Origin of the sequence: Herbaspirillum sp. SJZ106, assembly GCF_006715495.1 — a bacterium.
Taxonomy (GTDB): domain Bacteria; phylum Pseudomonadota; class Gammaproteobacteria; order Burkholderiales; family Burkholderiaceae_D; genus Herbaspirillum.
Genome location: NZ_VFNI01000003.1, coordinates 479,552 through 503,694 on the forward strand (window position 1 = coordinate 479,552; position 24,143 = coordinate 503,694).

Annotated in this window: 24 protein-coding genes; 15 read left to right on the top strand and 9 right to left on the bottom strand. The window is 63.5% G+C overall.

Annotated elements, in window-relative coordinates; genetic code table 11:
* Positions 1 to 2 precede the first annotated feature (2 nt).
* From FB598_RS11990 to FB598_RS12000, 3 genes are read left to right on the top strand one after another with little or no spacing between them, the layout of a single operon-like run.
* Positions 3 to 806 (top strand): ABC transporter permease, encoded by an 804-nt coding sequence (locus tag FB598_RS11990; RefSeq protein ID WP_141914459.1) that lies wholly within the window; start codon positions 3 to 5, stop codon positions 804 to 806.
* Positions 803 to 1,873, top strand: a complete 1,071-nt coding sequence (locus FB598_RS11995; RefSeq protein ID WP_141914458.1) for an ABC transporter ATP-binding protein — start codon at positions 803 to 805, stop codon at positions 1,871 to 1,873. Before FB598_RS11990 ends, FB598_RS11995 begins: the two co-directional genes overlap by 4 nt.
* Complete coding sequence (locus FB598_RS12000; protein WP_141914457.1) at positions 1,870 to 2,697, top strand: phosphodiesterase; 828 nt, start codon at positions 1,870 to 1,872, stop codon at positions 2,695 to 2,697. The genes FB598_RS11995 and FB598_RS12000 overlap by 4 nt, the downstream gene beginning before the upstream one ends.
* Before the next feature lie 407 nt (positions 2,698 to 3,104).
* Here the strand turns inward: FB598_RS12000 and FB598_RS12005 are convergent, their stop codons facing one another.
* The 5 genes from FB598_RS12005 to FB598_RS12025 all read right to left on the bottom strand — a co-directional run bounded on the left by FB598_RS12005 (position 3,105) and on the right by FB598_RS12025 (position 6,036).
* Positions 3,105 to 3,431 carry a barstar family protein gene (locus FB598_RS12005; RefSeq protein ID WP_141914456.1) on the bottom strand — a complete coding sequence of 109 codons (327 nt, stop codon included), beginning with the start codon at positions 3,429 to 3,431 and terminating at the stop codon, positions 3,105 to 3,107.
* Positions 3,432 to 3,433: 2 nt separating this feature from the next.
* Complete coding sequence (locus FB598_RS12010) at positions 3,434 to 3,853, bottom strand: biopolymer transporter ExbD (RefSeq protein ID WP_141914455.1); 420 nt, start codon at positions 3,851 to 3,853, stop codon at positions 3,434 to 3,436.
* Positions 3,854 to 3,871: 18 nt separating this feature from the next.
* Entirely contained in the window at positions 3,872 to 4,567 is a 696-nt protein-coding gene (locus FB598_RS12015; protein ID WP_141914454.1) for a MotA/TolQ/ExbB proton channel family protein, read from the bottom strand.
* Between the two features lie 112 nt (positions 4,568 to 4,679).
* Positions 4,680 to 5,486 (bottom strand): 4-hydroxy-tetrahydrodipicolinate reductase, encoded by an 807-nt coding sequence (gene dapB, locus FB598_RS12020; RefSeq protein WP_141914453.1) that lies wholly within the window; start codon positions 5,484 to 5,486, stop codon positions 4,680 to 4,682.
* A gap of 16 nt (positions 5,487 to 5,502) precedes the next feature.
* Positions 5,503 to 6,036, bottom strand: coding sequence for an outer membrane protein assembly factor BamE (locus FB598_RS12025; protein ID WP_255464001.1), 534 nt, complete (start codon positions 6,034 to 6,036; stop codon positions 5,503 to 5,505).
* Between the two features lie 93 nt (positions 6,037 to 6,129).
* Between FB598_RS12025 and fur the strand changes: the two genes are divergently transcribed.
* Positions 6,130 to 6,555, top strand: a complete 426-nt coding sequence (gene fur / locus FB598_RS12030; protein ID WP_050470498.1) for a ferric iron uptake transcriptional regulator — start codon at positions 6,130 to 6,132, stop codon at positions 6,553 to 6,555.
* A 152-nt stretch (positions 6,556 to 6,707) separates the two neighbouring features.
* On the opposite strand, the gene hrcA is transcribed toward fur, so the two are convergent.
* Together hrcA and FB598_RS12040 are read right to left on the bottom strand one after the other, a co-directional pair.
* Positions 6,708 to 7,733, bottom strand: a complete 1,026-nt coding sequence (gene hrcA, locus FB598_RS12035) for a heat-inducible transcriptional repressor HrcA (protein ID WP_141914451.1) — start codon at positions 7,731 to 7,733, stop codon at positions 6,708 to 6,710.
* Positions 7,734 to 7,807: 74 nt separating this feature from the next.
* Positions 7,808 to 8,536: an HAD family hydrolase gene (locus FB598_RS12040; protein WP_141914450.1), complete on the bottom strand. Its 729-nt coding sequence runs from the start codon at positions 8,534 to 8,536 to the stop codon at positions 7,808 to 7,810.
* A 36-nt stretch (positions 8,537 to 8,572) separates the two neighbouring features.
* On the opposite strand from FB598_RS12040, the gene FB598_RS12045 reads away from it, so the two are divergent.
* The 7 genes from FB598_RS12045 (at position 8,573) to can (ending at position 18,015) form a co-directional block, all read left to right on the top strand.
* Positions 8,573 to 9,490 carry an NAD kinase gene (locus tag FB598_RS12045; RefSeq protein ID WP_141914449.1) on the top strand — a complete coding sequence of 306 codons (918 nt, stop codon included), beginning with the start codon at positions 8,573 to 8,575 and terminating at the stop codon, positions 9,488 to 9,490.
* 78 nt (positions 9,491 to 9,568) lie between these two features.
* Positions 9,569 to 11,215 carry a DNA repair protein RecN gene (gene recN / locus FB598_RS12050; RefSeq protein ID WP_141914942.1) on the top strand — a complete coding sequence of 549 codons (1,647 nt, stop codon included), beginning with the start codon at positions 9,569 to 9,571 and terminating at the stop codon, positions 11,213 to 11,215.
* 14 nt (positions 11,216 to 11,229) lie between these two features.
* Positions 11,230 to 12,282 carry a ferrochelatase gene (gene hemH / locus FB598_RS12055; RefSeq protein ID WP_141914448.1) on the top strand — a complete coding sequence of 351 codons (1,053 nt, stop codon included), beginning with the start codon at positions 11,230 to 11,232 and terminating at the stop codon, positions 12,280 to 12,282.
* Positions 12,283 to 12,898: 616 nt separating this feature from the next.
* Positions 12,899 to 13,456, top strand: coding sequence for a nucleotide exchange factor GrpE (grpE, locus tag FB598_RS12060; protein ID WP_141914447.1), 558 nt, complete (start codon positions 12,899 to 12,901; stop codon positions 13,454 to 13,456).
* 146 nt (positions 13,457 to 13,602) lie between these two features.
* On the top strand, positions 13,603 to 15,537 hold the full coding sequence (dnaK, locus tag FB598_RS12065; RefSeq protein WP_141914446.1) for a molecular chaperone DnaK: 1,935 nt from the start codon (positions 13,603 to 13,605) through the stop codon (positions 15,535 to 15,537).
* Positions 15,538 to 15,822: 285 nt separating this feature from the next.
* Complete coding sequence (gene dnaJ, locus FB598_RS12070; protein WP_141914445.1) at positions 15,823 to 16,953, top strand: molecular chaperone DnaJ; 1,131 nt, start codon at positions 15,823 to 15,825, stop codon at positions 16,951 to 16,953.
* 384 nt (positions 16,954 to 17,337) lie between these two features.
* Positions 17,338 to 18,015: a carbonate dehydratase gene (gene can, locus FB598_RS12075; protein ID WP_141914444.1), complete on the top strand. Its 678-nt coding sequence runs from the start codon at positions 17,338 to 17,340 to the stop codon at positions 18,013 to 18,015.
* A gap of 98 nt (positions 18,016 to 18,113) precedes the next feature.
* Here can and panB read toward each other — a convergent pair whose 3' ends face one another.
* Complete coding sequence (gene panB / locus FB598_RS12080; protein ID WP_141914443.1) at positions 18,114 to 18,944, bottom strand: 3-methyl-2-oxobutanoate hydroxymethyltransferase; 831 nt, start codon at positions 18,942 to 18,944, stop codon at positions 18,114 to 18,116.
* Positions 18,945 to 18,949: 5 nt separating this feature from the next.
* Positions 18,950 to 19,591, bottom strand: a complete 642-nt coding sequence (locus tag FB598_RS12085) for a deoxynucleoside kinase (RefSeq protein WP_141914939.1) — start codon at positions 19,589 to 19,591, stop codon at positions 18,950 to 18,952.
* A 518-nt stretch (positions 19,592 to 20,109) separates the two neighbouring features.
* On the opposite strand from FB598_RS12085, the gene FB598_RS12095 reads away from it, so the two are divergent.
* Genes FB598_RS12095 through FB598_RS12110 form a run of 4 tightly spaced genes read left to right on the top strand, consistent with a single transcriptional unit; the run spans position 20,110 to position 24,121 of the window.
* Positions 20,110 to 21,156 (top strand): chemotaxis protein, encoded by a 1,047-nt coding sequence (locus FB598_RS12095; RefSeq protein WP_370511659.1) that lies wholly within the window; start codon positions 20,110 to 20,112, stop codon positions 21,154 to 21,156.
* Between the two features lie 10 nt (positions 21,157 to 21,166).
* Positions 21,167 to 21,535, top strand: a complete 369-nt coding sequence (locus FB598_RS12100; protein WP_141914440.1) for a response regulator — start codon at positions 21,167 to 21,169, stop codon at positions 21,533 to 21,535.
* Positions 21,536 to 21,566: 31 nt separating this feature from the next.
* Positions 21,567 to 21,896, top strand: a complete 330-nt coding sequence (locus FB598_RS12105; protein WP_141914439.1) for an STAS domain-containing protein — start codon at positions 21,567 to 21,569, stop codon at positions 21,894 to 21,896.
* The gene (locus FB598_RS12110) at positions 21,893 to 24,121 is read left to right on the top strand and encodes a chemotaxis protein CheA (RefSeq protein WP_141914438.1); all 2,229 of its coding nucleotides are present in this window, start codon (positions 21,893 to 21,895) and stop codon (positions 24,119 to 24,121) included. The genes FB598_RS12105 and FB598_RS12110 overlap by 4 nt, the downstream gene beginning before the upstream one ends.
* Positions 24,122 to 24,143 lie beyond the last annotated feature (22 nt).

The window sequence follows — 24,143 nt, forward strand, 5'->3', positions numbered from 1 at the left end:
CGATGAAACGTAATCTGCGTTTTTACCTGCAACTGGCCTTCACGCTGCTGGTGTGCGCCTTCCTGATCGTGCCGGTGCTGCTGTCGATGCTGGCCGGGGTGACCGAGAATTTCTTTGTCGGCCTCTCCAGCGGTCTCACGCTGCGCTGGGTGGCGCAGGTGTGGGAGATGTACCAGCCCACCATCTGGCGCTCCATCTTCATCGCGCTGGCCTGCCTGGCGGTGACGGTGCTGGCCGGCGTGCCGCTGGCCTACATGCTGGCGCGCTACAAGGGCGGCAACAGCCGCATCGCGCGCGCCATCGAAGAATTGCTGATGATGCCGGTGGCGGTGCCGGGGCTGGCCACCGCGCTGGCGCTGATCATGGCCTACGGCCAGTTCCGCGCCTTTCGCGGCAGCCTGGCCTTTATCCTGGCCGGGCATGTGCTGTTTACCCTGCCGTTCATGGTGCGACCGGTGCTGGCGGTGATGCAGTCCTCGCAACTGGCCCTGCTGGAAGAGGCGGCGGCCAGCCTCGGCGCCGGCATGATGCGGCGCTTCTTCGGTATCGTCATTCCCAATGTGATGTCCGGCATCCTGGCCGGCGCACTGATGGTGGTGACGCTGTCCATCGGCGAATTCAACATCACCTGGATGCTGCATACGCCGCTGACCCAGACCCTGCCGGTGGGCTTGGCCGATGCCTACGCCTCGATGCGGCTGGAAGTCGGTTCGGCCTATACCCTGATTTTCTTTTTCATGATCATCCCGCTGCTCATCGGCATGCAGTGGGTGACCCAGGCGACACGCAAGAGAGCAAGTCTATGAAGCAAGCTGTTTCGATCCGGCTGGCGCAATGCGCCAAGTCTTTTGAAAATGGTACGCGCGCGCTGCAGCCGCTCGACCTTGAAATCCGCGCCGGCGAGACGCTGGTGCTGCTGGGGCCTTCGGGCTGCGGCAAGACCACCACGCTGCGCATGATCGCCGGCCTGGAATTCCCCGACCAGGGCGGGCGCGTGATGTTCGGCGACGAGGACGTGACTGCCTTGCCCATCGAGAAGCGCGGCGTCGGCATGGTGTTCCAGAATTACGCACTGTTTCCCAATATGACGGTGGGCGAGAACATCGCCTACGGCATGAAGATCCGCAAGGTCGCCGCCCCGGAGCGTGCCGGGCGCGTGGAAAAGCTGCTGGAGATGGTGCACCTGCAGGGCTTGTCGCAGCGCCGCGTCGACCAGCTTTCCGGCGGCCAGAAGCAGCGCGTGGCGCTGGCGCGCGCCCTGGCGGTGGAACCCAGGGTGCTGCTGCTGGACGAACCGCTGACCGCGCTGGATGCCAAGTTGCGTGAAGCGGTGCGCAGCGACCTCAACCAGTTGCTGCGCAAACTCGGCATCACCGCCGTCTACGTCACCCACGACCAGGGCGAGGCGATGGCGCTGGGCGACCGCATCGTCGTGATGGAGCGCGGCAAGATCTCGCAGATCGGCAGCCCGCAGGATATCTATTACCGCCCGGCCAATGCCTTCGTGGCCGAGTTCATCGGCGCCATGAACCGGGTCGACGGCGTGGCCGGCGCTGGTCGCCTGCGACTGCCTGCGGGCAGCCTGCCGTTGCCGGATAATGTGGCAGACGGCCAGCCGGCGACGGCCATGTTCCGCCCGGAAGACGTGCAGTTGCTGGAGGCCGGGGAGGCCGCCGGCGATACCTTGCGCGGGGCTATTCTCAACAGTTTCTTCATGGGCGACCGCAGCCGTGTCGAGATCGATATCGGCGCCGGCCGGCCGGTGATCGTGGAAACCAGCAAGCGCGGGCTGTGGCAGCCGGGGCAGATGGTCGCGCTGAACGTGCCGGCCGAGGCTTTGGTGAAGGTGCCGGCCGGCAAGGAGGCAGCATGATTTTGGGGCAAATTTCCGACCTGCACATCAAGACCGATGGCAAGAAGTCTTATCGCGTGGTCGATACCGCCGAGAGTTTGCGCCGTTGCGTGGCGCAGGTGAACGGATTGCGGCAGAAGCCGGATGCGGTGGTGATCACCGGCGATCTGGTCGATTTCGGCAAGCCGTCCGAATACGATTTCCTGCGCAAGCTGCTGGCGCCGTTGAGCATGCCGTATTACCTGCTGCCGGGGAACCATGACGAACGCCAGGCCTTGCGCGCGGCGTTTCCCGATCATGCTTACCTGCAGCAGGGCGGGGAGCGCATCGAGTATGTGATCGACGAGCATCCTTTGCGCATCGTGGCGCTGGATACGGTGATTCCGCGTTCCAGCAGCGGGGCGCTGGCGCCGGCCAGCCTACTCTGGCTGGACGATGTGCTGGCGGCGCAGCCGGACAAGCCGACCGTGATCGTGATGCACCATCCGCCGTTTCGTACCGGCATCGGGCATATGGACGATATCGGGTTGGCTCAGCCTGATATCCAGGCGCTGGAGGCGGTGGTGCGCAAGCATGCGCAGGTTGAGCGGGTGCTGTGCGGGCATTTGCATCGCGCTATCCAGCGGCGCTTTGGCGGGACGGTGGCTTCTACTTGCCCCGGGGTGTCGCACCAGGTTTTGCTTGATCTGGATCCGCGGGCGGATTCATGTTTTGTAATGGAGCCGGCGGGGTTTCAGTTGCATTGGTGGGATGAGATGGCGTGCGGCCTGGTTAGCCATACTGCTTTTGTGGGGGAGTTTGAGGGGCCTTATCCGTTTTATGATGGGGATGGGTTGATTGATTGATTTGTGTTGTTGCGTTATTGGGGTAGTCTGGTCTTGCCGCGTGTTGATGTACTGGCTCTATGCTTTTCTTTCTCCGGTCGGAAGGGAGCGCCGGGGGCGGCCCGGCAGCCGCTCACTTTTCTTGTCTCGCCAAGAAAAGTAAGCAAAAGAAGGCGACGCAACTGCCCAGCCCCTTCGGGGTTCCCGCTGGAGTTGCCGAAAAAATGGGCAAGGCAGAGTCGCTTCGCTCCGACTGCCTTGCTGATCCATTTTTTCGGCAACTCCAGCGGCTGGTCAGAAGCGGACTTCGTGTCCGGCTCGCCTTCGGCATCGCGGTGCTTGCTTCTCGCCTGCGGCTTCGATGTGGCGGCTCGCTATCACCGTCATCCTGACGAAAGTCAGGACCCAGCGTCGTTCAGCGCCTCACATCACTTCCAGACCAACTCCAGCACCGGCTCTTCCCCATAATCCTCGCAACGGTCATTGATCGCCGTACAGCAAAACTCCACATCCTCTACCAGTTCCGGCAAGCGCTTGTGCAAATCGGCACTGCCGCTGATCTCAATGCGCAGCAGTTCCTTCGGTTTGAGCCTGAACTTGCACATGCCGTCGTCATCGCGCAGGTAAGAGAGGCAGTCGACCCAGGCGTCCATGTTGCGGCCGTAGAAGTCCGGGAAGCCGAAGGCTTGCGCGCTTTCGGTGTGGAAGCTGTCCCAGTCGGTGATGCGGTCGCCTGCGAGTTGTACGGTAGCCATGCTTATTTGGGTTTGGGATCGGTGACGAAGCCGAGCTTGGTCAGGCCGGCGCCTTGGGCGGCGGACATGACTTCGGCGATGGTTTCGTAGCGGGTGGATTTGTCGGCGCGCAGTTGCAGTTCGGGTTGCGGCTGGCGGGCCGAGGCGGTGGCGAGGCGGGTGTCGAGTTCTTGCGCGCTGACCGGCTGGTCGTTCCAGTACAGTTTGCCGGCGGCGTCGATGCCAACGGTGACGGTTTCCGGTTTTTCCGGCGCCGGGGCCGATTGCGCGGTGGGCAGGTCGAGCTTGAGCGCGTGCGTGAACAAGGGCGCCGAGATGATGAAGATCACCAGCAGGACCAGCATCACGTCGACCATGGGCGTGACGTTGATGTCGGCCATCGGGCCTGAATGCTGGTTGTCGTTGAAGCCGCCGAAACTCATCGGGTTCTCCTTCGCTGTTTATTTGCGTACGCCGCCGACGCGTTCGCCGGTGGTGAGGTAGGCGTGCAGGTCGTGGGCGAAGCCGTCCAGTTCGGCCAGCACCACGCGGTTGATGCGGGTGAAGGCGTTGTAGGCCAGCACTGCGGGGATCGCCACCACCAGGCCCAGCGCGGTCATGATCAGCGCTTCGCCGACCGGGCCTGCGACCTTGTCGATCTGCACCGTGCCGCTGGCCGAGACTGCCGCCAGCGCGTGGTAGATGCCCCAGACGGTGCCGAACAGGCCGACGAAGGGGGCGGTCGAGCCGACCGAAGCCAGCAGAGTCAGGCCGCGTTCCAGGCGCGCCGAGACGCGGTTGATCTCGCGCCGCAAGGTGCGGGTGATCAGTTCGTCGCGGCCCGTGGTGGCATTGAGCGACGGCGCCGACTGCTGGCGGGTGCCGATGTCGGCGGCGTCGGCGGCGCGTTCGGCCATCGGGGTGTAGATCAGTTCGCTGTCCGCGCCTTGCATCGCAGCGATGGCGTCGGGCAGCGTCGGCGCCTGCCAGAATTGCTCCAGCGCGTTGCTGCCGCGGCGGATGCGCCAGGCCGCCCAGGCCTTGGAGAGAATGTAGAACCAGCTGGCCACCGACATGATCAGCAGCAGGTAGGCCACGGTGTGCGAAACGGCATCGCCTTGCGCCCAGTAATGGGCAAATCCGACATTCGATTCCATAGGAGCAGTCTCTTGATCGTTAACAGGTTCTTGGATCGGTGTTCCAGAAAAAAATTCGCTGCCGGACCAGGCAGGCGCGGCAGCGAATTTCTGTCATGGCATCCTGGCGGGCTTACTTAAAGCCCAGCACATCTTGCATGTCGTACAAGCCGGTCTGCTTGCCGGCCAGGAAACGTGCGGCGCGCAGGCTGCCCATGGCGTACGAGACGCGGCTGGAGGACTTGTGCGAAATCTCGATGCGTTCGCCGATGCCGGCGAACAATACGGTGTGGTCGCCGATGATGTCGCCGCCGCGTACGGTGGCAAAGCCGATCGAGGACGGGTCGCGCTCGCCGGTCACGCCTTCGCGGGCGTAGACGGCGACGTCGTCGAGTTTCTTGCCCAGCGCGTCGGCGATCACTTCGCCCATCTTCAGCGCGGTGCCGGAGGGAGCGTCGACCTTGAAGCGGTGGTGCGCCTCGATGATCTCGATGTCGTAACCCTGCGAGAAATTCTTGGCGGCCATTTCCAGCAGCTTGAGCGTCACATTCACGCCCACGCTCATGTTGGGCGCGGCCATGATGGCGGTCTTTTGCGCGAAGGCGGCGATGGCGTCCTTGCCGGCCGCTTCGAAGCCGGTGGTGCCGACCACCACTTTCACGCCGTGCGCGGCGCAGTATTCGAGGTGTTTGAGCGTGCCTTCAGGGCGGGTGAAGTCGATCAGCACGTCGGCGTTGGCCAGGCCGCGGGCCAGGTCGGATTCGATTGTCACGCCGGTGGCCTTGCCCAGGAAGGCGCCGGGGTCGGTGCCCACGGCGGGCGAGGCCGGGGTGTCCAGCGCGCCGGCCAGGGCCAGGTCGTCGGCGTTGAGGACGGCTTCGATCAGCATGCGGCCCATGCGCCCGGAGGCGCCGGCTACCGCGATTTTCAGTGCAGTCATGAATCAGCTTCGGAGGTTATTCTTTGGAGGACGACGGGGCTTCAGGCGCGGCCGGTTTGACGTCGCTGCTGCTGGTGAATGCCGCCTTGGCGCCCGCTTTGGAATTGGTGATGAGGGTCAGGTATTCGCTTTCGGTGGGCAGGTCCTCGCCGCCGTCGACGTGCTCCACCAGGCCATCCTTGAAGAACACCGAGACGCGGCTGGACATGATTTCGCCATTGCCCTTGGCCAGGCGGAAGTCATAGTCCCAGCGGTTGGAGTGGAACATGTCGTTCAACAGCGGCGTGCCCAGCACGAAGCGCACCTGGTCGCGCGTCAGGCCGGGGCGCACCTGGGCGACCATTTCCCTGGAAACGAAGTTGCCTTGCTGGATGTCGATGCGATAGGGCTTGAGGAAGCCGAACAGGCTGTTGCTCTTGCCGGTCACCTTTACGCCCGATGCGTCGGTTGCGGCCGACTGTTCCGGCGCCTTGGTCGAGGAACAGCCGGACAGCGCCACGCTCAGCGCTGCAAACATGCCGATCACGGCAATCAGGGAATGGGACTTCATTCGGGAAAGCATTCGCATAAAGATGTCAACCGGGTTGAGCCATAGGCCTAAAACACTATATGATAAAGCAGATAACCGGGAAATTAACTAACCATGCCTAATAATCCATCCGAACTCAAAGCAAGCGGCCTGAAGGCGACCCTGCCCCGGCTGAAGATCCTGGAGATCTTCCAGAACACGTCCGTGCGCCACCTGAGCGCTGAAGACGTCTACAAACAGTTGCTGTCCGACAATCTGGATGTCGGCCTGGCCACCGTCTATCGCGTGCTGACCCAGTTCGAACAGGCGGGCCTGCTGCAGCGCAACCACTTCGAGACCGGCAAGGCCGTGTTCGAGCTCAACGAGGGCTCGCACCACGACCACCTGGTCTGCCTGGACTGCGGCAAGGTCGAAGAATTCTTCGATGCCGAAATCGAAAAGCGCCAGGTGAAGATCGCCCAGGAACACGGTTTCGAGATTGCCGACCATGCCTTGGCGCTGTACGGCCATTGCAAGAACTGCAAGAAGATCAAGAAGTAATCGAGGTATTCAGGGCAAAAGGCAGCAAGCTTTTTCCTGTTTTTACAGCGGCAATAAAATGCAAAAGCCACGTGGATCCACGTGGCTTTCTTGTTTTTGGCAGCCGAATGCCGGCGAATGGGCGAATGGGCGGATACGGTCAGCGTCAGTGTTCAGTGCTGGCTCAGCGCGCTGGAGAGCAGCTTGGCCGTGATGTCGACGATCGGGATCACGCGCTCGTAGGCCATGCGGGTGGGGCCGATCACGCCCAGCGTGCCGACGATGCGGCCGTTGACCTCGTAAGGCGCGGTGACGATGCTCATGTCGTCCATCGGCACCAGTTGCGATTCGCCGCCGATGAAGATCTGCACGCCGGTGGCCTTGCTGGAGACATCCAGCAACTGCAACAGGCCGGTTTTCTGTTCGAACATGTCGAACAGCTGGCGCAGCGAGTTCATGTTGGAAGACAGGTCGGTCACCGACAGCAGGTTGCGTTCGCCGGAGATCACCACGTTGCTGTCGGCATCCTCGCTCATGGCGTCGCTGCCGGCTTCGACGGCGGCCTGCATCAGCGCCGTCATGTCGTCGCGCAGCTGGCGCAGTTCGCTTTGCAGCAGCAGCCGCACCTGGTCGAAGGACTGGCCGGCGTAATGCTGGTTGATATAGTTGGCCGCCTGGACCAATTGGCTGGGCGTGTAGTCGACCTCGGTGAGCAGCATGCGGTTCTGCACGTCGCCGCCCTGGTCGACGATCACCAGCAGGATGCGTTTTTCCGACAGGCGCAGGAACTCGATCTGCTGGAATACCGATTCGCGCTTGGGCGTCATGACCACGCCGGCGAACTGCGACAGCGAGGACAGCACCTGGGCGGCGTTGGTGATGATCTTTTGCTGAGAGGAATTCTGCAGGCGATGCTGCAGGCGTCCCTCCAGCGCGCTTTCATTGATCGTTTCCACCGTCAGCAGGGTATCGACGAACATGCGGTAGCCGCGCGGCGTCGGCACGCGGCCGGCCGAGGTGTGCGGGCTGGCGACGAACCCCATCTCTTCGAGGTCTGCCATGATGTTGCGGATGGTGGCCGGCGACAGTTCCAGGCCGGACAATTTCGAGAGGGCGCGCGAGCCCACCGGCTGGCCGTCGGCGATGTACCGTTCGACCAGCGCCTTGAGCAGGGTACGGGCGCGGTTATCGAGTTGCATACGCCGTATTCTAACGATTTATCGGCATAAAAGTCCGTTCCGATATCGGCAATGGCGCAAATAGCTGCGCCGGATCATGCCTGCGATGCGGCCTGGGCGTCCAGCCACGCATGCAGTTCATGCAGGTCGCGGCAGATGGCGTCGGGCGCGATGCCGGCCGGCAGGTCGCGGCCGAAGCGGTTCATCCACACCGCCCGCAAGCCGGCCTGCTGGGCGCCTTGCACATCCAGCTGCAGGTCGTCGCCGACGTACACGGTCTCGGCCGGCGCCACGCCCAGTGCGTCGCAGGCGGCGTGGAAGATGGCGGCGTCCGGCTTGGCGCGGCCGAAGCGGTGCGCCGCGATGGAAACGCCGAAATGGCTCGCCAGCCCGATGCGCTCCAGGTCGGCGAAGCCGTTGGAGACCGTGCCCAGCGTCAGCCTGGCTTTCAAGCGCTGCAAGGCCGGCTCGACGTCGTCGAACAGCGCGACCGTGCTGCGCGCCTCGGAAAACAGCGCCATGGCCTCGTCCGCCAGCGCCGGGTCTTCGCCGTGCTCGCGCAGCACTTCCGTGAGCGCGGCATGGCGCAGCTTCCACAAGTCGATGCGGTACAGCGGATCGGTCTGCATCAGGGCCATGCGGCGTTCGCGCAGCGACGCCACGCTATGGCGGGCGGTCACCTTGGGCGCATGCCGGCGCAGCCATTCGTAGAGCAGGCCTTCGGCGCGCACCAGCACCGGCTCGATCGCCCACAAGGTGTCGTCGAGGTCGAACAGCACGGCCTTGACGGCGGCGCGGGAGGCGGAAGAGGGTGGTGTATTCATTACAAAGTCATCTCAAATTATGGTCTAATCCGCAGCATGTGGCCCATCAAATTACCCGTCCAGGCAGCCGTACCCAAAACCGTCGCGATCATCGGCAAGTACCAGGCCGTCGGCATCGCGCAGATACTGTCCGATATCGCCGTGTTCCTCGAATCGCACGGGCATACCGTGGTGTTCGAAGCGGAAACCGCGCAAAACGTCGCACTGGATGGGTACGGGGCCCTGACGCCGGAGCAGATCGGCCAGCAGGCCGATGTCGCCATCGTGATCGGCGGCGACGGCACCATGCTGGGCATCGCGCGCCAACTGGCGCCGTACAGCGTGCCGCTGATCGGCATCAACCAGGGGCGCCTGGGTTTCATCACGGATATTCCCCAGGACCGAATGATACCGGCTCTGGGCGATATGCTGGATGGCAAGGTCGAAGCCGAGTCGCGTTCGCTGCTGGAGGCCCGGGTCTACCGCGAAGGCCGGGAGATTTTCCATGCGCTGGCGCTGAATGACGTGGTGGTGGCGCGCGGCGCCACCTCCGGCATGGTCGAGCTGCATGTCGAGGTCGACGGCCATTTCATGTACAACCAGCGTTCCGACGGCCTGATCGTGGCCACGCCGACCGGCTCCACTGCCTATGCGCTGTCGGCCGGCGGTCCCATCCTGCATCCCAGCCTGCATGGCATCGTCCTGGTGCCGATCTCGCCGCATTCGCTGTCGAACCGCCCGATCACCATCTCGGACTCCTGCGAGATCGTGATCCAGGTGATTTCCGGGCGCGAGGTCAGCGCCAATTTCGACATGCAGTCGTTGACCAGCGTGCTGCACGGCGACCGCATCGTGATCCGCCGCTCGGCGCACAAGATCACTTTCCTGCATCCCGAGGGCTGGAGCTATTTCGACACCTTGCGGCAGAAGTTGCACTGGAATGAATATCCTTCGATAGAAGGCCGATTACAATAATCCGATGCCGGCGGCTGTCATCCTCGCGTCATGATGGCGGCCGACACTGCCTTCCTGCCCAATCTTCCACTGACCACCATGCTGCGTACCCTCACGATCCGCGACTTTGTGATTGTCGATGCCATCGAGCTCGAATTCGCGCGCGGATTTTCCGTCTTCACCGGCGAAACCGGCGCCGGCAAATCCATCCTGATCGACGCCCTGGCGCTGGCGCTGGGCGGGCGCGGTGACGCCAGCGTGGTGCGCGAAGGCGCGGCCAAGGCCGATATCACGGCGGATTTTGCCGCCCCGCCCGAGGTGCAGGCCTGGCTGGCCGAGCATGAATTTGCCGATGAAGACGGCGGCGTGCTGCTGCGCCGGGTGATCGACAACGCCGGGCGCTCCAAGGCCTACGTCAACGGCATTGCCGCCACTGCCGCGCAATTGCGCGAGCTGGGCGAGATGCTGGTCGATATCCATGGCCAGCATGCGCACCAGTCGCTGATGAAGGCCGATGCCCAGCGCCAGCTGCTCGACAGCCAGGCCGGTTTGCTGGACCAGGCACGCCAGGTGGCGGCGGCCTACAAGAGTTGGCGCGCGCTGGCGCGCCAGCGCGAGGAATTCGAACAGAATGCGCGCAACGTGCTGCTGGAGCGCGAGCGGCTGCAGTGGCAGGTGTCCGAGCTGGAGCAACTGGCGGTCAAGCCCGGCGAGTGGGCCGAGATCAGCGCCGAGCACAGCCGCCTGTCCCATGCCGCCTCCCTGATCGGCGGCGCCCAGGAGGCGCTGGAGGCGATCTCGGAATCGGAGTCGCCGATCCTGTCGCAACTGTCGTCGATCACGCAAAAGCTCAACAAGCTGGTCGATGTAGACACCGCCCTGAAGCCGGTGCTCGACGCCCTGGAGCCGGCCCAGATCCAGCTGCAGGAAGCGGTGTACGCGTTGAACGATTACCTGGGCCGCGTCGAACTCGACCCCGCGCGCCTGAAGACGGTCGAAGAACGGCTCGAAGCGGTGCATTCCACCGCGCGCAAATTCCATGTGCAGCCGGACGACCTGCCGCAGGAATACGCTGCCCTGTCCGAGCAGCTCAAGCAACTGGCAGACGCCAGCGACCTCGATGCGCTGCGCGCGCAGGAAGATAAGCTGAAGGCGGCCTATCTCGTCCTCGCGCAGCAGCTTTCCGGCGCGCGTGCCAAGGCCGCCGCGGCATTGGGCGAGGCGGTCACCGCCGCCATGCAGGATTTGTCGATGGCGGGCGGGCGTTTCTCGATCGCGCTCAATGCCTGCGAAGCGGCGGCCTACGGCCTGGAACAGGTGGAGTTCCTGGTCGCCGGGCATGCCGGCGTGGCGCCGCGGCCGTTGGCCAAGGTCGCCTCCGGCGGCGAGCTCGCCCGCATCTCGCTGGCGATCTCGGTGATCGCCTCGCATGCCACCGGCACGCCCACGCTGATCTTCGACGAGGTCGACAGCGGCATCGGCGGCGGCGTGGCCGAAGTGGTGGGGCGCCTGTTGAAGCGCCTGGGCCAGGAGCGCCAGGTATTGTGCGTGACCCACCTGCCGCAAGTGGCCAGCCAGGCCAACCAGCATTTCCAGGTCAGCAAGCGCAACGAGGGCGGCAAAACCCTGTCGCAGATCGATGGCCTGGACGCCAAGTCGCGCGTGGAAGAAATCGCGCGCATGCTGGGCGGCCTGGAAATCACCGCCACCACCCGCAAGCACGCGCGCGAGCTGCTGGCATCATAAGAAGAGCGTCACCGATGGCATTTCGCAAAGAACCGTCCCTGCCTCAGCGCCAGTCGCACGACCGCCTGCCGTCCGCCGCGCTGGTGCTGGTCAACCTCGGCACGCCGGACGCGCCCGATGCGCGCGCCGTGCGCCGCTACCTGAAACAATTCCTGTCCGACCCGCGCGTGGTGGAAATTCCGCGCGCCATCTGGTGGTGCATCCTCAACGGCATCATCCTGCCGTTCCGTTCGTCCCAGTCGGCCAAAAAATACGCCAGCATCTGGAGCGGGCAAGGTTCGCCGCTGAAAGTCCATACCGAACGCCAGGCCGCGGCGCTGGGCGCGGAGCTCGCCGCGCGCGGCCATCGCCAATTGCAGGCGGTCTATGCGATGCGCTACGGCAGCCCGGCGCTGCCGGATGTGCTGGACCGGCTCAAGGCCGAGGGCTGCGAGCGCATCCTGGTGTTGCCGGCGTATCCGCAATATTCCGGCACCACGACCGCCTCGATTTTCGATGCGGTCTTCGGCCATTACCGCAAGGTGCGCAACATCCCCGAGCTGCGCATGGTCCGCGACTATCATGACAACGACGGCTACATCCAGGCGCTGCGCCAGTCGGTGCTCGGCCATTGGGCGCGGCATGGCCGCCCGGACAAGCTGGTCATGAGCTTTCACGGCGTTCCCCGGCGCACGCTGCTGCTGGGCGATCCCTACCATGACGAATGCCAGCGTAGCGCGCACCTGCTGGGCCAGGCGCTGGGATTGGCGGCTGGCGAATATCTGGTCACCTTCCAGTCGCGCTTCGGCAGGGCCGAATGGTTGCAGCCCTATACCGCGCCGACGCTGCAGGAACTGGCGCGGCAAGGCGTGCGGCGCGTGGACGTGATGTGCCCCGGTTTCACCAGCGATTGCCTGGAAACCCTGGAAGAGATCGCCATGGAAGGCCGGGCCGAATTCCTGCATGCCGGCGGCAAGGAATTCCATTTCATCGATTGCCTCAACGAGTCGCCGGCCTGGATAGCCGGCATGGCCGACATCGCCGAACAGCACCTGGCCGGCTGGCCGACAATGGGCGCGCCGCGCTGAGGCGGGCGCCCGAAACCTGCGGAAAAGCCGTCTGCGGCCTGCTAGAATAGCGGGTTATCCCCTTCTTGCCGGCAGGCAAAGTCGGATGCGATGGCGCGACGATTGGTTGCGATGCGGAAAATCCGGCTTGAACGAAATTCCCTTCGGCCCGGGGAAGAAGGGCTGGCGAGAAGGCTGGCGGGGGCTGCGTGCTTTTTTACAATGCGTACAGGCCGACCAGATGCGAGTAGCTGATCCAGGCGGTGGCCAGGAGGCTATAGGCGGCAACGAGAAGGGCTGCCGCGATCAGTGGCAATTTCATGATGTCACCTCATGTGAGGATGGGATCCGGGGCCCGGAGGTTCCAATCCGGGCGACGCCGCGTCCAGCCTGCCTGAGCGGGCAAAAGGGAAAGCAGCTCAGGCTTGAATTCATATTAGGTCAAGGCCGTATTAACTTGAAGATGAGCCCGGTAATTTCTGTAACCACTGGTAACAATTTTCTTGTTGAAATGACAGGAAAAAGCAAAAACCCTTGAAATCCGAAGGGAATGCCTCATCTGGCGGACATCTTGTGTCGTCGCAGGCAATGCCGGCAAACGGCAATCACAGTTTGATTTGTTGGAGGTAATTCAGGAATGCAAGATATGGAAAAGCAAGAAGCGCAACACGAGCAGCAACCGGCGCCGGCCGACCAGGCAGCGGCAGCCGATACCGCGCAGGCGGCGCCCGCCGAACCGACGCTGGAAGACAAGCTGGCCGCAGCAGAAGCCCGCGCCACCGAAATGCAGGACGCATTCCTGCGCGCCCGTGCCGAAGGCGAAAACATCCGTCGCCGCGCCCAGGAAGACATCGCCAAGGCGCACAAATTCGCGATCGAAGGTTTCGCCGAATCGTTGCTGGCCGTCAAGGACAGCCTGGAAATGGCCCTGAAAATCGAAAACCCCTCGCTGGAGTCGTTGAAAGAAGGCGTCGACATGACCTTGAAGCAACTGTCCTCGGCCTTTGAAAAGAACAAGCTGCAGGAAGTGAACCCGCAAGCCGGCGAGAAGCTCGACCCGATGAAGCACCAGGCAATCTCGGCCGTGCCCGCCGAGCAGGACGCCAATACGGTCGTGGCCGTATTGCAGAAGGGCTATGTGATTTCCGACCGTTTGCTGCGCCCGGCGCTGGTGACGGTGGCGCAGGGAAAGTAAGCGGGCAGGCGCCGCAGGGGAAAAGGCATAAATATTGCTTTTGGGCCTGGTTCAGGCGCTTGAAAGTCCGCCTTCCCTCCATATATTAAAACCATTAAAAACTACTGTAGCCCGGCATCCAGGGCTGAAAGATCGAAGGAAAAATCATGGGAAAAATCATTGGCATCGACCTGGGCACGACCAACTCTTGCGTTTCCGTCATGGAAGGCAACCAGCCCAAGGTCATCGAGAACTCCGAAGGCGCGCGCACCACGCCGTCCATCATCGCTTACCAGGATGACGGCGAGATCCTCGTCGGCGCACCCGCCAAGCGCCAGGCCGTCACCAACCCGAAGAACACCATCTATGCCGCCAAGCGCCTGATCGGCCGCAAGTTCGACGAGAAGGAAGTGCAAAAGGACATCAACCTGATGCCTTACGAGATCGTCAAGGCCGACAACGGCGACGCCTGGATCGGCGTGCGCGACAAGAAGCTGGCGCCGCCGCAGATTTCGGCCGAAGTCCTGCGCAAGATGAAGAAGACCGCCGAAGACTACCTCGGCGAAGAAGTCACCGAAGCCGTCATCACGGTGCCGGCCTACTTCAACGACGCGCAGCGCCAGGCCACCAAGGACGCCGGCCGCATCGCCGGCCTGGACGTCAAGCGCATCATCAACGAGCCGACCGCGGCCGCGCTGGCTTTCGGCCTGGACAAGGCGGAAAAGGGCGACCGCAAGATCGCCGTCTATGACCTGGGCGGCGGCACCTTCGACGTGTCGATCATCGAGATCGCCGATGTCGACGGCGAAAAGCAGTTCGAAGTGCTGTCGACCAACGGCGACACCTTCCTGGGCGGCGAAGACTTCGACCAGCGCATGATCGATTACATCATCGAAGAGTTCAAGAAGATCAACGGTCTGGACCTGTCCAAGGACGCCATCGCCCTGCAGCGCATCAAGGCCTCGGCCGAGCGCGCCAAGATCGAGCTGTCGTCGTCGCAGCAGACCGAGATCAACGAGCCGTACATCGCCATGGCCAATGGCGCGCCGGTCCACCTGAACCTGAAGATCACCCGCGCCAAGCTGGAATCCCTGGTTGAGGAACTGATCAGCAAGACCATCGAACCGTGCCGCACCGCCATCAAGGATGCCGGCGTGAAAGTGTCCGACATCGACGACGTGATCCTGGTCGGCGGCATGACCCGCATGCCCAAGGTGATCGAGAAGGTCAAGGAATTCTTCGGCAAGGATCCGCGCCGCGACGTCAACCCGGACGAAGCCGTGGCCGTGGGCGCCGCGATCCAGGGCTCGGTGCTGTCGGGCGACCGCAAGGACGTGCTGCTGCTGGACGTGACCCCGCTGTCGCTGGGCATCGAAACCATGGGCGGCGTGATGACCAAGATGATCAAGAAGAACACCACCATCCCGACCAAGTTCAGCCAGGTGTTCTCCACTGCCGACGACAACCAGCCGGCCGTGACCATCAAGGTGTTCCAGGGCGAACGCGAAATGGCCGCCGGCAACAAGGGCCTGGGCGAATTCAACCTGGAAGGCATCCCGCCGGCGCCGCGCGGCACGCCGCAGATCGAAGTGACCTTCGACATCGACGCCAACGGCATCCTGCACGTGGGCGCCAAGGACAAGGCCACCGGCAAGGAAAACAAGATCACCATCAAGGCCAACTCGGGCTTGAATGAGGAAGAGATCGAAAAGATGGTGCGCGACGCCGAGGCCAACGCCGAGGAAGACAAGCGCCTGAAGGAACTGGCGGAAAGCCGCAACCAGGGCGATGCCCTGGTGCATTCGACCAAGAAGGCGCTGGGCGAATACGGCGACAAGCTGGCCGCCGGCGAGAAGGAAGTCATCGAAGCCGCCATCAAGGAGCTGGAAGACGTCCTCAAGGGCGACGACAAGGCCGCCATTGACGCCAAGACCGCCGCGCTGGGCACCGCCGCGCAAAAGCTGGGCGAGAAGATGTATGCCGACCAGCAGGCGCAAGCTGCTGCAGCAGGCGGCGCCGCGGGCGCAGCCGGTGCCGAAGGCGCAGCCGGCCAGGGCAAGGACGACAATGTCGTGGACGCCGACTTCAAGGAAGTGAAGTAATCCGAGCCCGGTCCCGGAGCCTGCCCGACCCGTGTCGGGAGATTGAAGGGCTCCAGAGATCGGACTTCGCGCCCGGGGGCGCAATGCACATGTTCAGGCATGCGCATTGCGCGGCCCGGGCGGATTTTTGAGATGCATCTCCCGGCTTGCACGGCAGTTTCGCAAGACAGGGCACGCCGAGTCCCGCAGCCAAAAGCTGCACTCGGCTTTTTCACATTGTTGGCTTCCGATCGGATGGGGCATTGCCGCATGCGGCGGACACAATAACAAAGTGGGTTAGAGAACATGGCAAAACGCGATTTTTACGAAATTCTCGGACTGGCGAAGAACGCCACCGACGACGAGATCAAGAAGGCTTATCGCAAGCTGGCGATGAAGTACCATCCTGACCGCAACCCTGACAGCAAGGGCGCGGAAGAGAAGTTCAAGGAGGTCAAGGAAGCCTACGAGATGCTGTCCGACCCGCAGAAGCGCGACGCCTACGACCGCTACGGCCATGCCGGCGTCGATCCCAACATGGGCGCTGGCGGCGGCGCCGGCGCGGGCGGCTTCGCCGATGCCTTCGGCGACATCTTCGGCGACATCTTCGGCGGGGGCGGCGGTGGCCGCGGCCGCGGCGCCGGCCCGCAGGTCTACCGCGGCGCCGACCTGCGCTACAACCTGGAAATCACGCTGGAACAGGCCGCGCACGGTTTCGACACCACCATCCGCGTGCCGTCCTGGGACGAGTGCGATACCTGCCACGGCAGCGGCGCCAAGCCCGGCACCTCGCCTGTGACCTGCTCGACTTGCGGCGGCCACGGCCAGGTGCGCATGCAGCAGGGCTTCTTCAGCATCCAGCAAACCTGCCCCAAGTGCCACGGCAGCGGCAAGGTGATCCCCGAGCCGTGCGCCACTTGCGCCGGCGCCGGTCGCATCAAGCGCAACAAGACGCTGGAAGTGAAGATTCCCGAAGGCATCGACGACGGCATGCGCATTCGCTCCTCGGGCAACGGCGAGCCGGGGGTCAACGGCGGGCCGCCGGGCGACCTGTATGTGGAAATCCATATCAAGGCGCACGACGTGTTCCAGCGCGACGGCGACGACCTGCATTGCGAAATGCCGATCTCGTTCGCCAAGGCGGCGCTGGGCGGCGAGATCGAAGCCCCGACCTTGAACGGCAAGGCCTCGTTCTCGATTCCCGAAGGCACGCAAAGCGGCAAGACTTTCCGCCTGCGCGGCAAGGGCATCAAGGGCGTGCGCTCCGGTTTCCCCGGCGACCTGTTCTGCCACGTGGTGGTCGAGACCCCGGTCAAGCTGACCGAGCGCCAGAAGGAACTGCTGCGCGAATTCGAGCAACTGACCACCGAAGGCGGCGCCAAGCACAGCCCGCAGACCAAGACCTGGAAGGACAAGGTCAAGGAATTCTTCGAGTAAGCGACATGGACCGGCATGCCAGTTGGCGTGCCGGTTTTTTTGTGCATTTTTCTATACAATGCACACGCGGCGATGTGCGCCGCCCGCAGCGTCGGGCGCGCACGGCATCAAAGGATTCGTCTTCGAATCCGCCTGATGATGCGCCGTGGCAATGCCGAAAGACAGGAGCCTGGACGGCTCCCGATAGCAGCGTCGCGCAGGGACCGCATCTTGCGAGCGCGACACCGGCAGCAGTACCGCGATCGTCGCCAGGGCATGTCAGGCCCTGGCCCGCGGAGGCCGCAAGCAGCACGTCTTTCGCCCATCCAACCTCATGCCCGCGGCTTCTTGCGCGCTTTTGCGCGCAGTGGACGCGTGTGCGTGAACAACCAGATCTTGCCGACCATGACAACACCAAACCCACAAGACATGATCCAGGAACAACTGCTCAAGGGGAACCGCCGCTGGGCCTCGGAAATCACCGCGCGCGACCCCGAATTCTTCAAGAAGCTGGGCGCGCAGCGCTCGCCCGAATACTTGTGGATCGGCTGTTCCGACAACCGCGTGCCGGCCAACGATTTGCTGGGCCTGTTGCCCGGCGAGTTGTTCGTCCACCGCAACATCGCCAACGTGGTGGTGCATACCGACCTGAATTGCCTGTCGGTGCTGCAGTTCGCCATCGATGTGCTCAAGGTCAAGCACGTCATCATCTGCGGCCACTACGGCTGCGCGGGCGTGGCGGCGGCGCTGACCAAGCGCCGCGTCGGCCTGGCCGACAACTGGCTGCAGCACGTGCAGGACGTGCACGAGAAGCACGCGCACTGCTTCCATGAGGGCATGACCCACACCGAGCAGCATGACCGCCTGTGCGAACTCAACGTGCTGGAGCAGATGGCCAACCTCTGCCGCACCACCATCGTCAGCGATGCCTGGGAGCGCGGCCAGGAGCTGAGCTTCTACGGCCTGGTGTACGGCGTGCACGACGGCTTGCTGCGCAACCTCACCAAGGCCATCAGCAATGGCGAGGAATGCCAGGCGCATTTGTCGGAAAGCCTGGCGCGGTATGCCGACGTCCAGGCCTGATGACGATATCGGCGCAACAATGAGAACAGCCCGGCATTGCCGGGCTGTTCTTTTATCCGCGCCAGATCCGGCCGCGGGATGGGCGCGCTGTCAGAAAGTCAGAAACAGTGTTCCGGCGCCGGGAACGCGCCATCCTTGACCGCGGCGACATAGGCTTTCAACGCGGCCTCGATGCTGGGCGCGCCTTCCATGAAATTGCGCACGAAGCGGCTCTTGTGGCCGGGGAACACGCCCAGCATGTCATGCATCACCAGCACCTGCCCCGAGCAATCGGGGCCGGCGCCGATGCCGATGGTGGGAATGGCAAGGCGCTCGGTGACTTCTTTGCCCAAGGCCGCCGGCACCGCCTCGATCACGATCAGCGAGGCGCCCGCCTGCTGCACCGCCAGCGCATCGGCATGCAATTGGGCGGCGCCATCGTGGGTCTTGCCTTGCACCTTGAAACCGCCCAACTGGTGCACCGATTGCGGCGTCAGGCCGATGTGGGCGCATACCGGGATGCCGCGTTCGGTCAGGAATCTGACCGTGTCGGCCAGCCAGACGCCGCCTTCCAGCTTGACCATGTGGGCGCCGGCCCGCATCAGTTGCGCGGCATTCCTGAAGGCCTCTTCGGGCGTGGGGTAGGTGCCGAAAGGCAGGTCGGCGATCACCAGCATGGTGCCGGCGCCGCGCGCCACGCTGGCGGTGTGGTAGGCGATGTCGGCCAGCGCCACCGGGAGGGTGGAATTGTGGCCCTGGCAGACCATGCCCAGCGAATCGCCGACCAGTACGGTTTCCACGCCGGCGCGCTCCATCAGCGTGGCGAAGCTGGCGTCGTAGCAGGTCAGCATGCTGATCTTGTCGCCCTTGCCGCGCATGGCTTGCAGCAGGTGGGTGGTGACGGGTTTGCTGCGCGCGGCCGCGCCGGTTTCCTGCAGATAGCCTGCCATGAGTTTCAACCTCCCTGATTAAGAAAGGCGCGCTTGCCGCGCATCGCTTCGATGTGCTGCAGCAGTACCTTGAGATCGGCATCGTTGTGGGCCGGATCCAGGTGTTCGGTGTTGACGGTCAACACCGGCGCCTCTTCGTAGTGATGGAAAAAATTGCCGTAGCTGTCGGACAGCTGCTGCAGATAGTCGGAAGAAATCGCCTCTTCCATGCCGATGCCGCGCCGGGCGATGCGCTCCAGCAGCACCTGCGGCGGCGCCTGCAGGCAGATCACCAGATCCGGCGGCCGCACTTGCGGGCGCAGTTGCGCATGCAGTTGCCGGTAAAGCTGCAGTTCCGCCTCGGACAAGGTCAGTTGCGAGAACAGCATGTTCTTTTCCAGCATGAAGTCGGCGACGAAGCGCCGCTCGCCCAGTGACGGATCCAGCGGCGCCTGCAGTTGCGTGATGCGCTGCAACAGGAAGAAGGTCTGGGTCTGGAAGGCATACCGTCCGGCATCGCGATAGAAGGCGGCCAGGAAAGGATTGTCGGCGGGTTGTTCGAGCACCGGCAAGGCATCGAACAGCATTGCCAGCCGCCGCGCCAGCGACGTCTTGCCGACCCCGATCGGGCCTTCGATTGCGATATAGCGGTAGCTGTCCAGTTCCATGGGCATTCTTCATCCAGATGATGCGCACCGGGTGCGGCATTGTAGATGATTTCGGCAGGCCTGCCATCGGCATCCGAAGGGAGCGGCGAAATCGGGAGCGGCGCCTGTTATTCGCCAAATTAATTGTCGATTCGATAATTTTTTACCCAAATTTGCGTGCTTGATTGATAACTCAGCAGGAATTAGGCCTTTATTCCTTGAAAAGCAGACATGCTTGAAGCGGCACAATAAACTCGTCTCTTCTTGTGCGCCGTCATGGTTGCATGGCCAACTCATGACAGGTCGCAGACCGGAAGCGCAGCCGGCAAAGGTTGTGCCGTTGCCGGGAGATGAGGCTTATCATCTGAAAAAAAGAAAAAACAATCAAAGAGTCGGGATGTTGCCAACAAGGCAGCGTCGGATTGCCGATAAATACTGGAGGGGCGCCGGAAGTGCAGCGGCGGGACAACAGAACAACAACATTTTTTGGGGTCGTATCCGTGAAATTGCTTCGCAATATCTTGCCGGTGCTGTGTATTGTGAACTTGCTCCTGTTCATGATGCTGGCGCAGCATTGGTGGCTCGGCGGCCTGGTCGGCGTGCTGATCGGCGGCGCTTTTTATCTGACCTGCCTGCCGGCGCCGGAAATGCCGCAGCGGGCTGCATCGAGCGAGGCGGCAGAACCTGCGCCGGCATCGCCCGCCGCTGTTGCCGCCGAGGCCGGCGATACCCCAGGACAGTTTCCGGATTTGCTCGTGCGGGTGCTGCCGGTATGGCAAGCCAACGTGCAACTGGCGCGCACCCAGACCCAGGGCGCCATCGACAACCTGACCGCGCGTTTCGTCGGCATCCATGAGCGCCTGGGCGATGCGCTGAACTTGTCCCAGGGCGGCAAGAATGCCGATGTGCTCAAGGTGATCCAGAACGCCGCCCAACAGTTGGGCGGCATCGCCACCGCGCTGGAAAGCGTGCTGGCCTCGCGCCAGGCGCTCATCGGCAAGCTCGATATCCTGGCCGCGGCCAACGACGAGATCCGCCACCTGGCGCAGGAAAACGAGCAACTGGCCGGCCGTACCGGCGTGACCGACTTGCTCAGCAGCGAGCAGAGCTGGCAGGAGCTGGCGCAGCGTTCAGCCGAAAACAGCCGCCAGATCGCCGCCCGCGCCAGGAGCGTGCGCCAGCAGATCCAGGGCGCGGTCGGCGTGGCCGGCGAGCTGTCGGCCGGCGCCGGCGGCCTGGTCGAGAATTCGCGTGCCGTGATCGACCAGGTGGTCTCGGATTTCCGCCAGTCGGCCATGAAGCTTTCGGCTACCGTCGAGCAACTGGAGGGCGATAACCGCGAGGTCGACCAGGAGGTTTGCGACATCCTGGTCAACCTGCAATTCCAGGACCGCATCGGCCAGATCCTCGACCATGTCCAGCGCGATATCGCGCGCCTGAAGGATGCGACCGGGAGCGGCCGCCTGCCTTCGCCCGAGCAGTGGCTCGCCGACCTTGAAAAGACGTACACCACACCCGAACAACGCCTGGTGCATGCGGGCCAGCAAGTGCCCGGCACGCTGCAGCCGCAAGTGGATTTCTTCTGACGGAACCGCCATGGAAAAAAGTATTTTGATTGTCGATGATTCTTTCAGCTTGCGGCAAACCATCTCGATCGCGCTCAAGGCGGCCGGCTATAACGTGGTCGAGGCGGCCGATGGTCAGGAGGCGCTCAAGAAGCTCGATGGCCGCAAGTTCAACCTGGTGATTTCCGATCTCAACATGCCCAATCTCGACGGCCTGAGTTTCGTGCGCGAGATGAAGCAGCTTCCCGCCTACAGGTTCACGCCCGTCATCATGCTCACCACGGAGAGCGGCGAGGCGCGCAAGCAGGAAGGCAAGGCGGCGGGCATCCGCGCCTGGGTGCACAAGCCTTTTCAGCCGCCGGTATTGCTCGATGCGGTGGCCAAGCTGGTGCTGCCGTAACCGAACGGCCGGGAGCCAAGGGGGGGAGACCATGGAGCTCAAACATACCGAACACAACGGAAACCTGCTGTTGAGCCTGAACGGCGGGTTGACGATCTTTCAGGCGGCTGAACGCAAGCCGGAATTGCTGCATGCCCTGGCGCAGGCAAGCCGGACGCTGTCGCTGGACCTGTCGAGAGTGGACGAGATCGATACCGCCGGTATCCAGTTGCTGCTGTTGCTCAAGCGCGAAGCCGCGCGCAATGGCCTGCAACTGGAGGTGGCGGCCTACAGCCCGGCGGTGCTGGCGGCATTCGACCTGCTGCAGTTGCATTCCCTGTTCGACGCGGAAACGGTGAGCCTGGCGGAGGGCGCATCATGAGAAAGGATTCGGCGCGCGACGCCGTGGTGCAAGAGGCCCGCGAACTGCTGGTGGCGATGGAAGCCGCGCTGTTGCAGATCGAAATGGAGGGGCCGGGCAAGGACACGGTCAATGCCATTTTTCGCGCCGCCCACACGATCAAGGGTTCGGCCGGACTGTTCGCTTTCGACAGCATCGTGCAGTTCACGCACCTGGTCGAACACGTGCTCGACAAGGTGCGCAATGACGAACTGCCATTGAACGACCAGCTGATGTCGTTGCTGCTGGAATGCGGCGACTACATCGGCGAACTGGTTGACGCCATCGAACGCCGCGAGGAAGACCAGGAGCCCGATCTTGCCAGGCGCCAGGCGCTGGAGGCCAAGCTGGATGCATTGTCCCGCGATGCCGGGCCGGCGCCCAGCCAGGCGCCGGAAGCGGCCGCGGCGCCGCAGCCGCAGCCGCAGCCTCAACCAGTTGCGGAAACCGCGCAGGCCTCTGGACCGGCGTTTGCCACCGATGATGCGCTCGCCTCGAACCCGTACTGGCACTTGTCGCTGCAGTTCAGCGACGATGTGATGCGCGACGGCCTGGACCCGATTTCCTTCCTGCACTATTTGCGCACCCTCGGGCGCATCGTCGCCATCATGCCGGTGCTGGAGCATATGCCCGACGCCGCGGCCATGGATCCGGAGAGCTGCTACATCGGCTTCGAAATCTGCCTGGCATCGGACTCGAGCAAGGAGACCCTGGAAGGCGTATTCGAATTCGTGCGCGAAGACAGCCGCATCGACATTTTGCCGCCGCACAGCCCGTTGTCCGACTACGCGGCGCTGCTGGCCCGCCTGGGCGAGGCGGAGGCGGGGCGGCTGGGCCGGATGTGGCACCAGCATGGCGCGTTGAATCAAGACGATTGGCGCGGGATGGCCGCCGATGCGGCCCATGATGCCGTGGCCATGCCATCCCTGGAGGAGGTGCCGTTGCCGGCGGCGGGCCCGGTCGATGCCTCTTTGGGCGGGGCGCGTTCCCGCGGCCTGGAGGATCGCCGCGCCCAGGAACAGAAATTCATCAAGATCGAAGTCTCCAAGCTGGACCAGCTGATCGACCTGGTGGGCGAGCTGGTCATCGCCGGCGCCAGTGCGCGCCTGGTCGCGCGCCGACGCAAGGACAGCCAGTTCGAAGAGGCTACCCAGGCCATCGACGCGCTGATGGAGCAGATCCGCGATGCCGCGCTGACGCTGCGCATGGTGCAGATCAACGAAGTGTTCCAGCGTTTCCCGCGCGTGGTGCGCGATTTCGCGCGCGACATGAACAAGGAAATCGAACTGGTCATGACCGGCTCGGAAACCGAGCTCGACAAATCGATGATCGAACGCATCGCCGACCCGCTGATGCATATCGTGCGCAACGCCATCGACCACGGCATCGAGCCGGCCGACGAGCGCATCGCCGCCGGCAAGGAGCCCAAGGCGACCTTGCGCCTCAATGCCACGCATGAATCCGGCAGCGTGGTGGTCGAGGTGATGGACGACGGTCGCGGCATGGATCGCGACCGCATCCTCGCCACGGCGATCAGCCGCGGCCTGACCACCGCCGATGCCGACCTGACCGATGCCGAGATCTACCGTTTCGTGTTCGAGCCGGGATTCTCGACGGCCCGGCAGATCACCGAGCTGTCCGGGCGGGGCGTGGGGATGGACGTGGTCAAGCGCAATGTCGATGCCCTGCACGGCGAGATCGCCATCGATACCGTGCGCGGGCGCGGCACCATCGTGCGCGTGCGCTTGCCGCTGACGCTGGCCATCATTTCAGGTTTCCAGGTGGTGGTGGGCAACGCGGTGTTCGTGATTCCGCTGGACATGGTGGTGGAGTGCATCGATATGCCCACACAGCAGCACGAACACAACATCATTTCGGTGCGCGACGAGCCGCTGCCCTTCGTGTACCTGCGCGAACTGTTCGAATTGCCGGCCAGGGAGCGCGGGCGCAAGAGCCTGGTGATCGTGCAATATGGGCACCAGCGCGCGGGGCTGCTGGTCGATGGCTTGCTGGGCGAGTGCCAGGCCGTGATCAAGCCGCTGGGCCGGCTGTTCGGCAAGGTCAAGGGGTTGTCGGGGTCGACCATCCTGGGAGACGGCCGGGTGGCGCTGATCCTGGATATTCCGCACCTGGTGCAGTACACGCAGTACCAGGAGCAATGCAACCCGATGGCGCAGGCAGAACGCGGCGTGGCGTCCACGCAATGAGACGTCGGCAGAGAGGGGATGA

Bases quoted from the DNA above. Each gene is read 5' to 3' on its own strand.
- FB598_RS11990 (WP_141914459.1), top strand. From the start codon at position 3: ATGAAACGTAATCTGCGTTTTTACCTGCAACTGGCCTTCACGCTGCTG.
- FB598_RS11995 (WP_141914458.1), top strand. From the start codon at position 803: ATGAAGCAAGCTGTTTCGATCCGGCTGGCGCAATGCGCCAAGTCTTTT.
- FB598_RS12000 (WP_141914457.1), top strand. From the start codon at position 1,870: ATGATTTTGGGGCAAATTTCCGACCTGCACATCAAGACCGATGGCAAG.
- FB598_RS12005 (WP_141914456.1), bottom strand. From the start codon at position 3,431: ATGGCTACCGTACAACTCGCAGGCGACCGCATCACCGACTGGGACAGC.
- FB598_RS12010 (WP_141914455.1), bottom strand. From the start codon at position 3,853: ATGAGTTTCGGCGGCTTCAACGACAACCAGCATTCAGGCCCGATGGCC.
- FB598_RS12015 (WP_141914454.1), bottom strand. From the start codon at position 4,567: ATGGAATCGAATGTCGGATTTGCCCATTACTGGGCGCAAGGCGATGCC.
- dapB (WP_141914453.1), bottom strand. From the start codon at position 5,486: ATGACTGCACTGAAAATCGCGGTAGCCGGCGCCTCCGGGCGCATGGGC.
- FB598_RS12025 (WP_255464001.1), bottom strand. From the start codon at position 6,036: ATGAAGTCCCATTCCCTGATTGCCGTGATCGGCATGTTTGCAGCGCTG.
- fur (WP_050470498.1), top strand. From the start codon at position 6,130: ATGCCTAATAATCCATCCGAACTCAAAGCAAGCGGCCTGAAGGCGACC.
- hrcA (WP_141914451.1), bottom strand. From the start codon at position 7,733: ATGCAACTCGATAACCGCGCCCGTACCCTGCTCAAGGCGCTGGTCGAA.
- FB598_RS12040 (WP_141914450.1), bottom strand. From the start codon at position 8,536: ATGAATACACCACCCTCTTCCGCCTCCCGCGCCGCCGTCAAGGCCGTG.
- FB598_RS12045 (WP_141914449.1), top strand. From the start codon at position 8,573: ATGTGGCCCATCAAATTACCCGTCCAGGCAGCCGTACCCAAAACCGTC.
- recN (WP_141914942.1), top strand. From the start codon at position 9,569: ATGCTGCGTACCCTCACGATCCGCGACTTTGTGATTGTCGATGCCATC.
- hemH (WP_141914448.1), top strand. From the start codon at position 11,230: ATGGCATTTCGCAAAGAACCGTCCCTGCCTCAGCGCCAGTCGCACGAC.
- grpE (WP_141914447.1), top strand. From the start codon at position 12,899: ATGCAAGATATGGAAAAGCAAGAAGCGCAACACGAGCAGCAACCGGCG.
- dnaK (WP_141914446.1), top strand. From the start codon at position 13,603: ATGGGAAAAATCATTGGCATCGACCTGGGCACGACCAACTCTTGCGTT.
- dnaJ (WP_141914445.1), top strand. From the start codon at position 15,823: ATGGCAAAACGCGATTTTTACGAAATTCTCGGACTGGCGAAGAACGCC.
- can (WP_141914444.1), top strand. From the start codon at position 17,338: ATGACAACACCAAACCCACAAGACATGATCCAGGAACAACTGCTCAAG.
- panB (WP_141914443.1), bottom strand. From the start codon at position 18,944: ATGGCAGGCTATCTGCAGGAAACCGGCGCGGCCGCGCGCAGCAAACCC.
- FB598_RS12085 (WP_141914939.1), bottom strand. From the start codon at position 19,591: ATGGAACTGGACAGCTACCGCTATATCGCAATCGAAGGCCCGATCGGG.
- FB598_RS12100 (WP_141914440.1), top strand. From the start codon at position 21,167: ATGGAAAAAAGTATTTTGATTGTCGATGATTCTTTCAGCTTGCGGCAA.
- FB598_RS12105 (WP_141914439.1), top strand. From the start codon at position 21,567: ATGGAGCTCAAACATACCGAACACAACGGAAACCTGCTGTTGAGCCTG.
- FB598_RS12110 (WP_141914438.1), top strand. From the start codon at position 21,893: ATGAGAAAGGATTCGGCGCGCGACGCCGTGGTGCAAGAGGCCCGCGAA.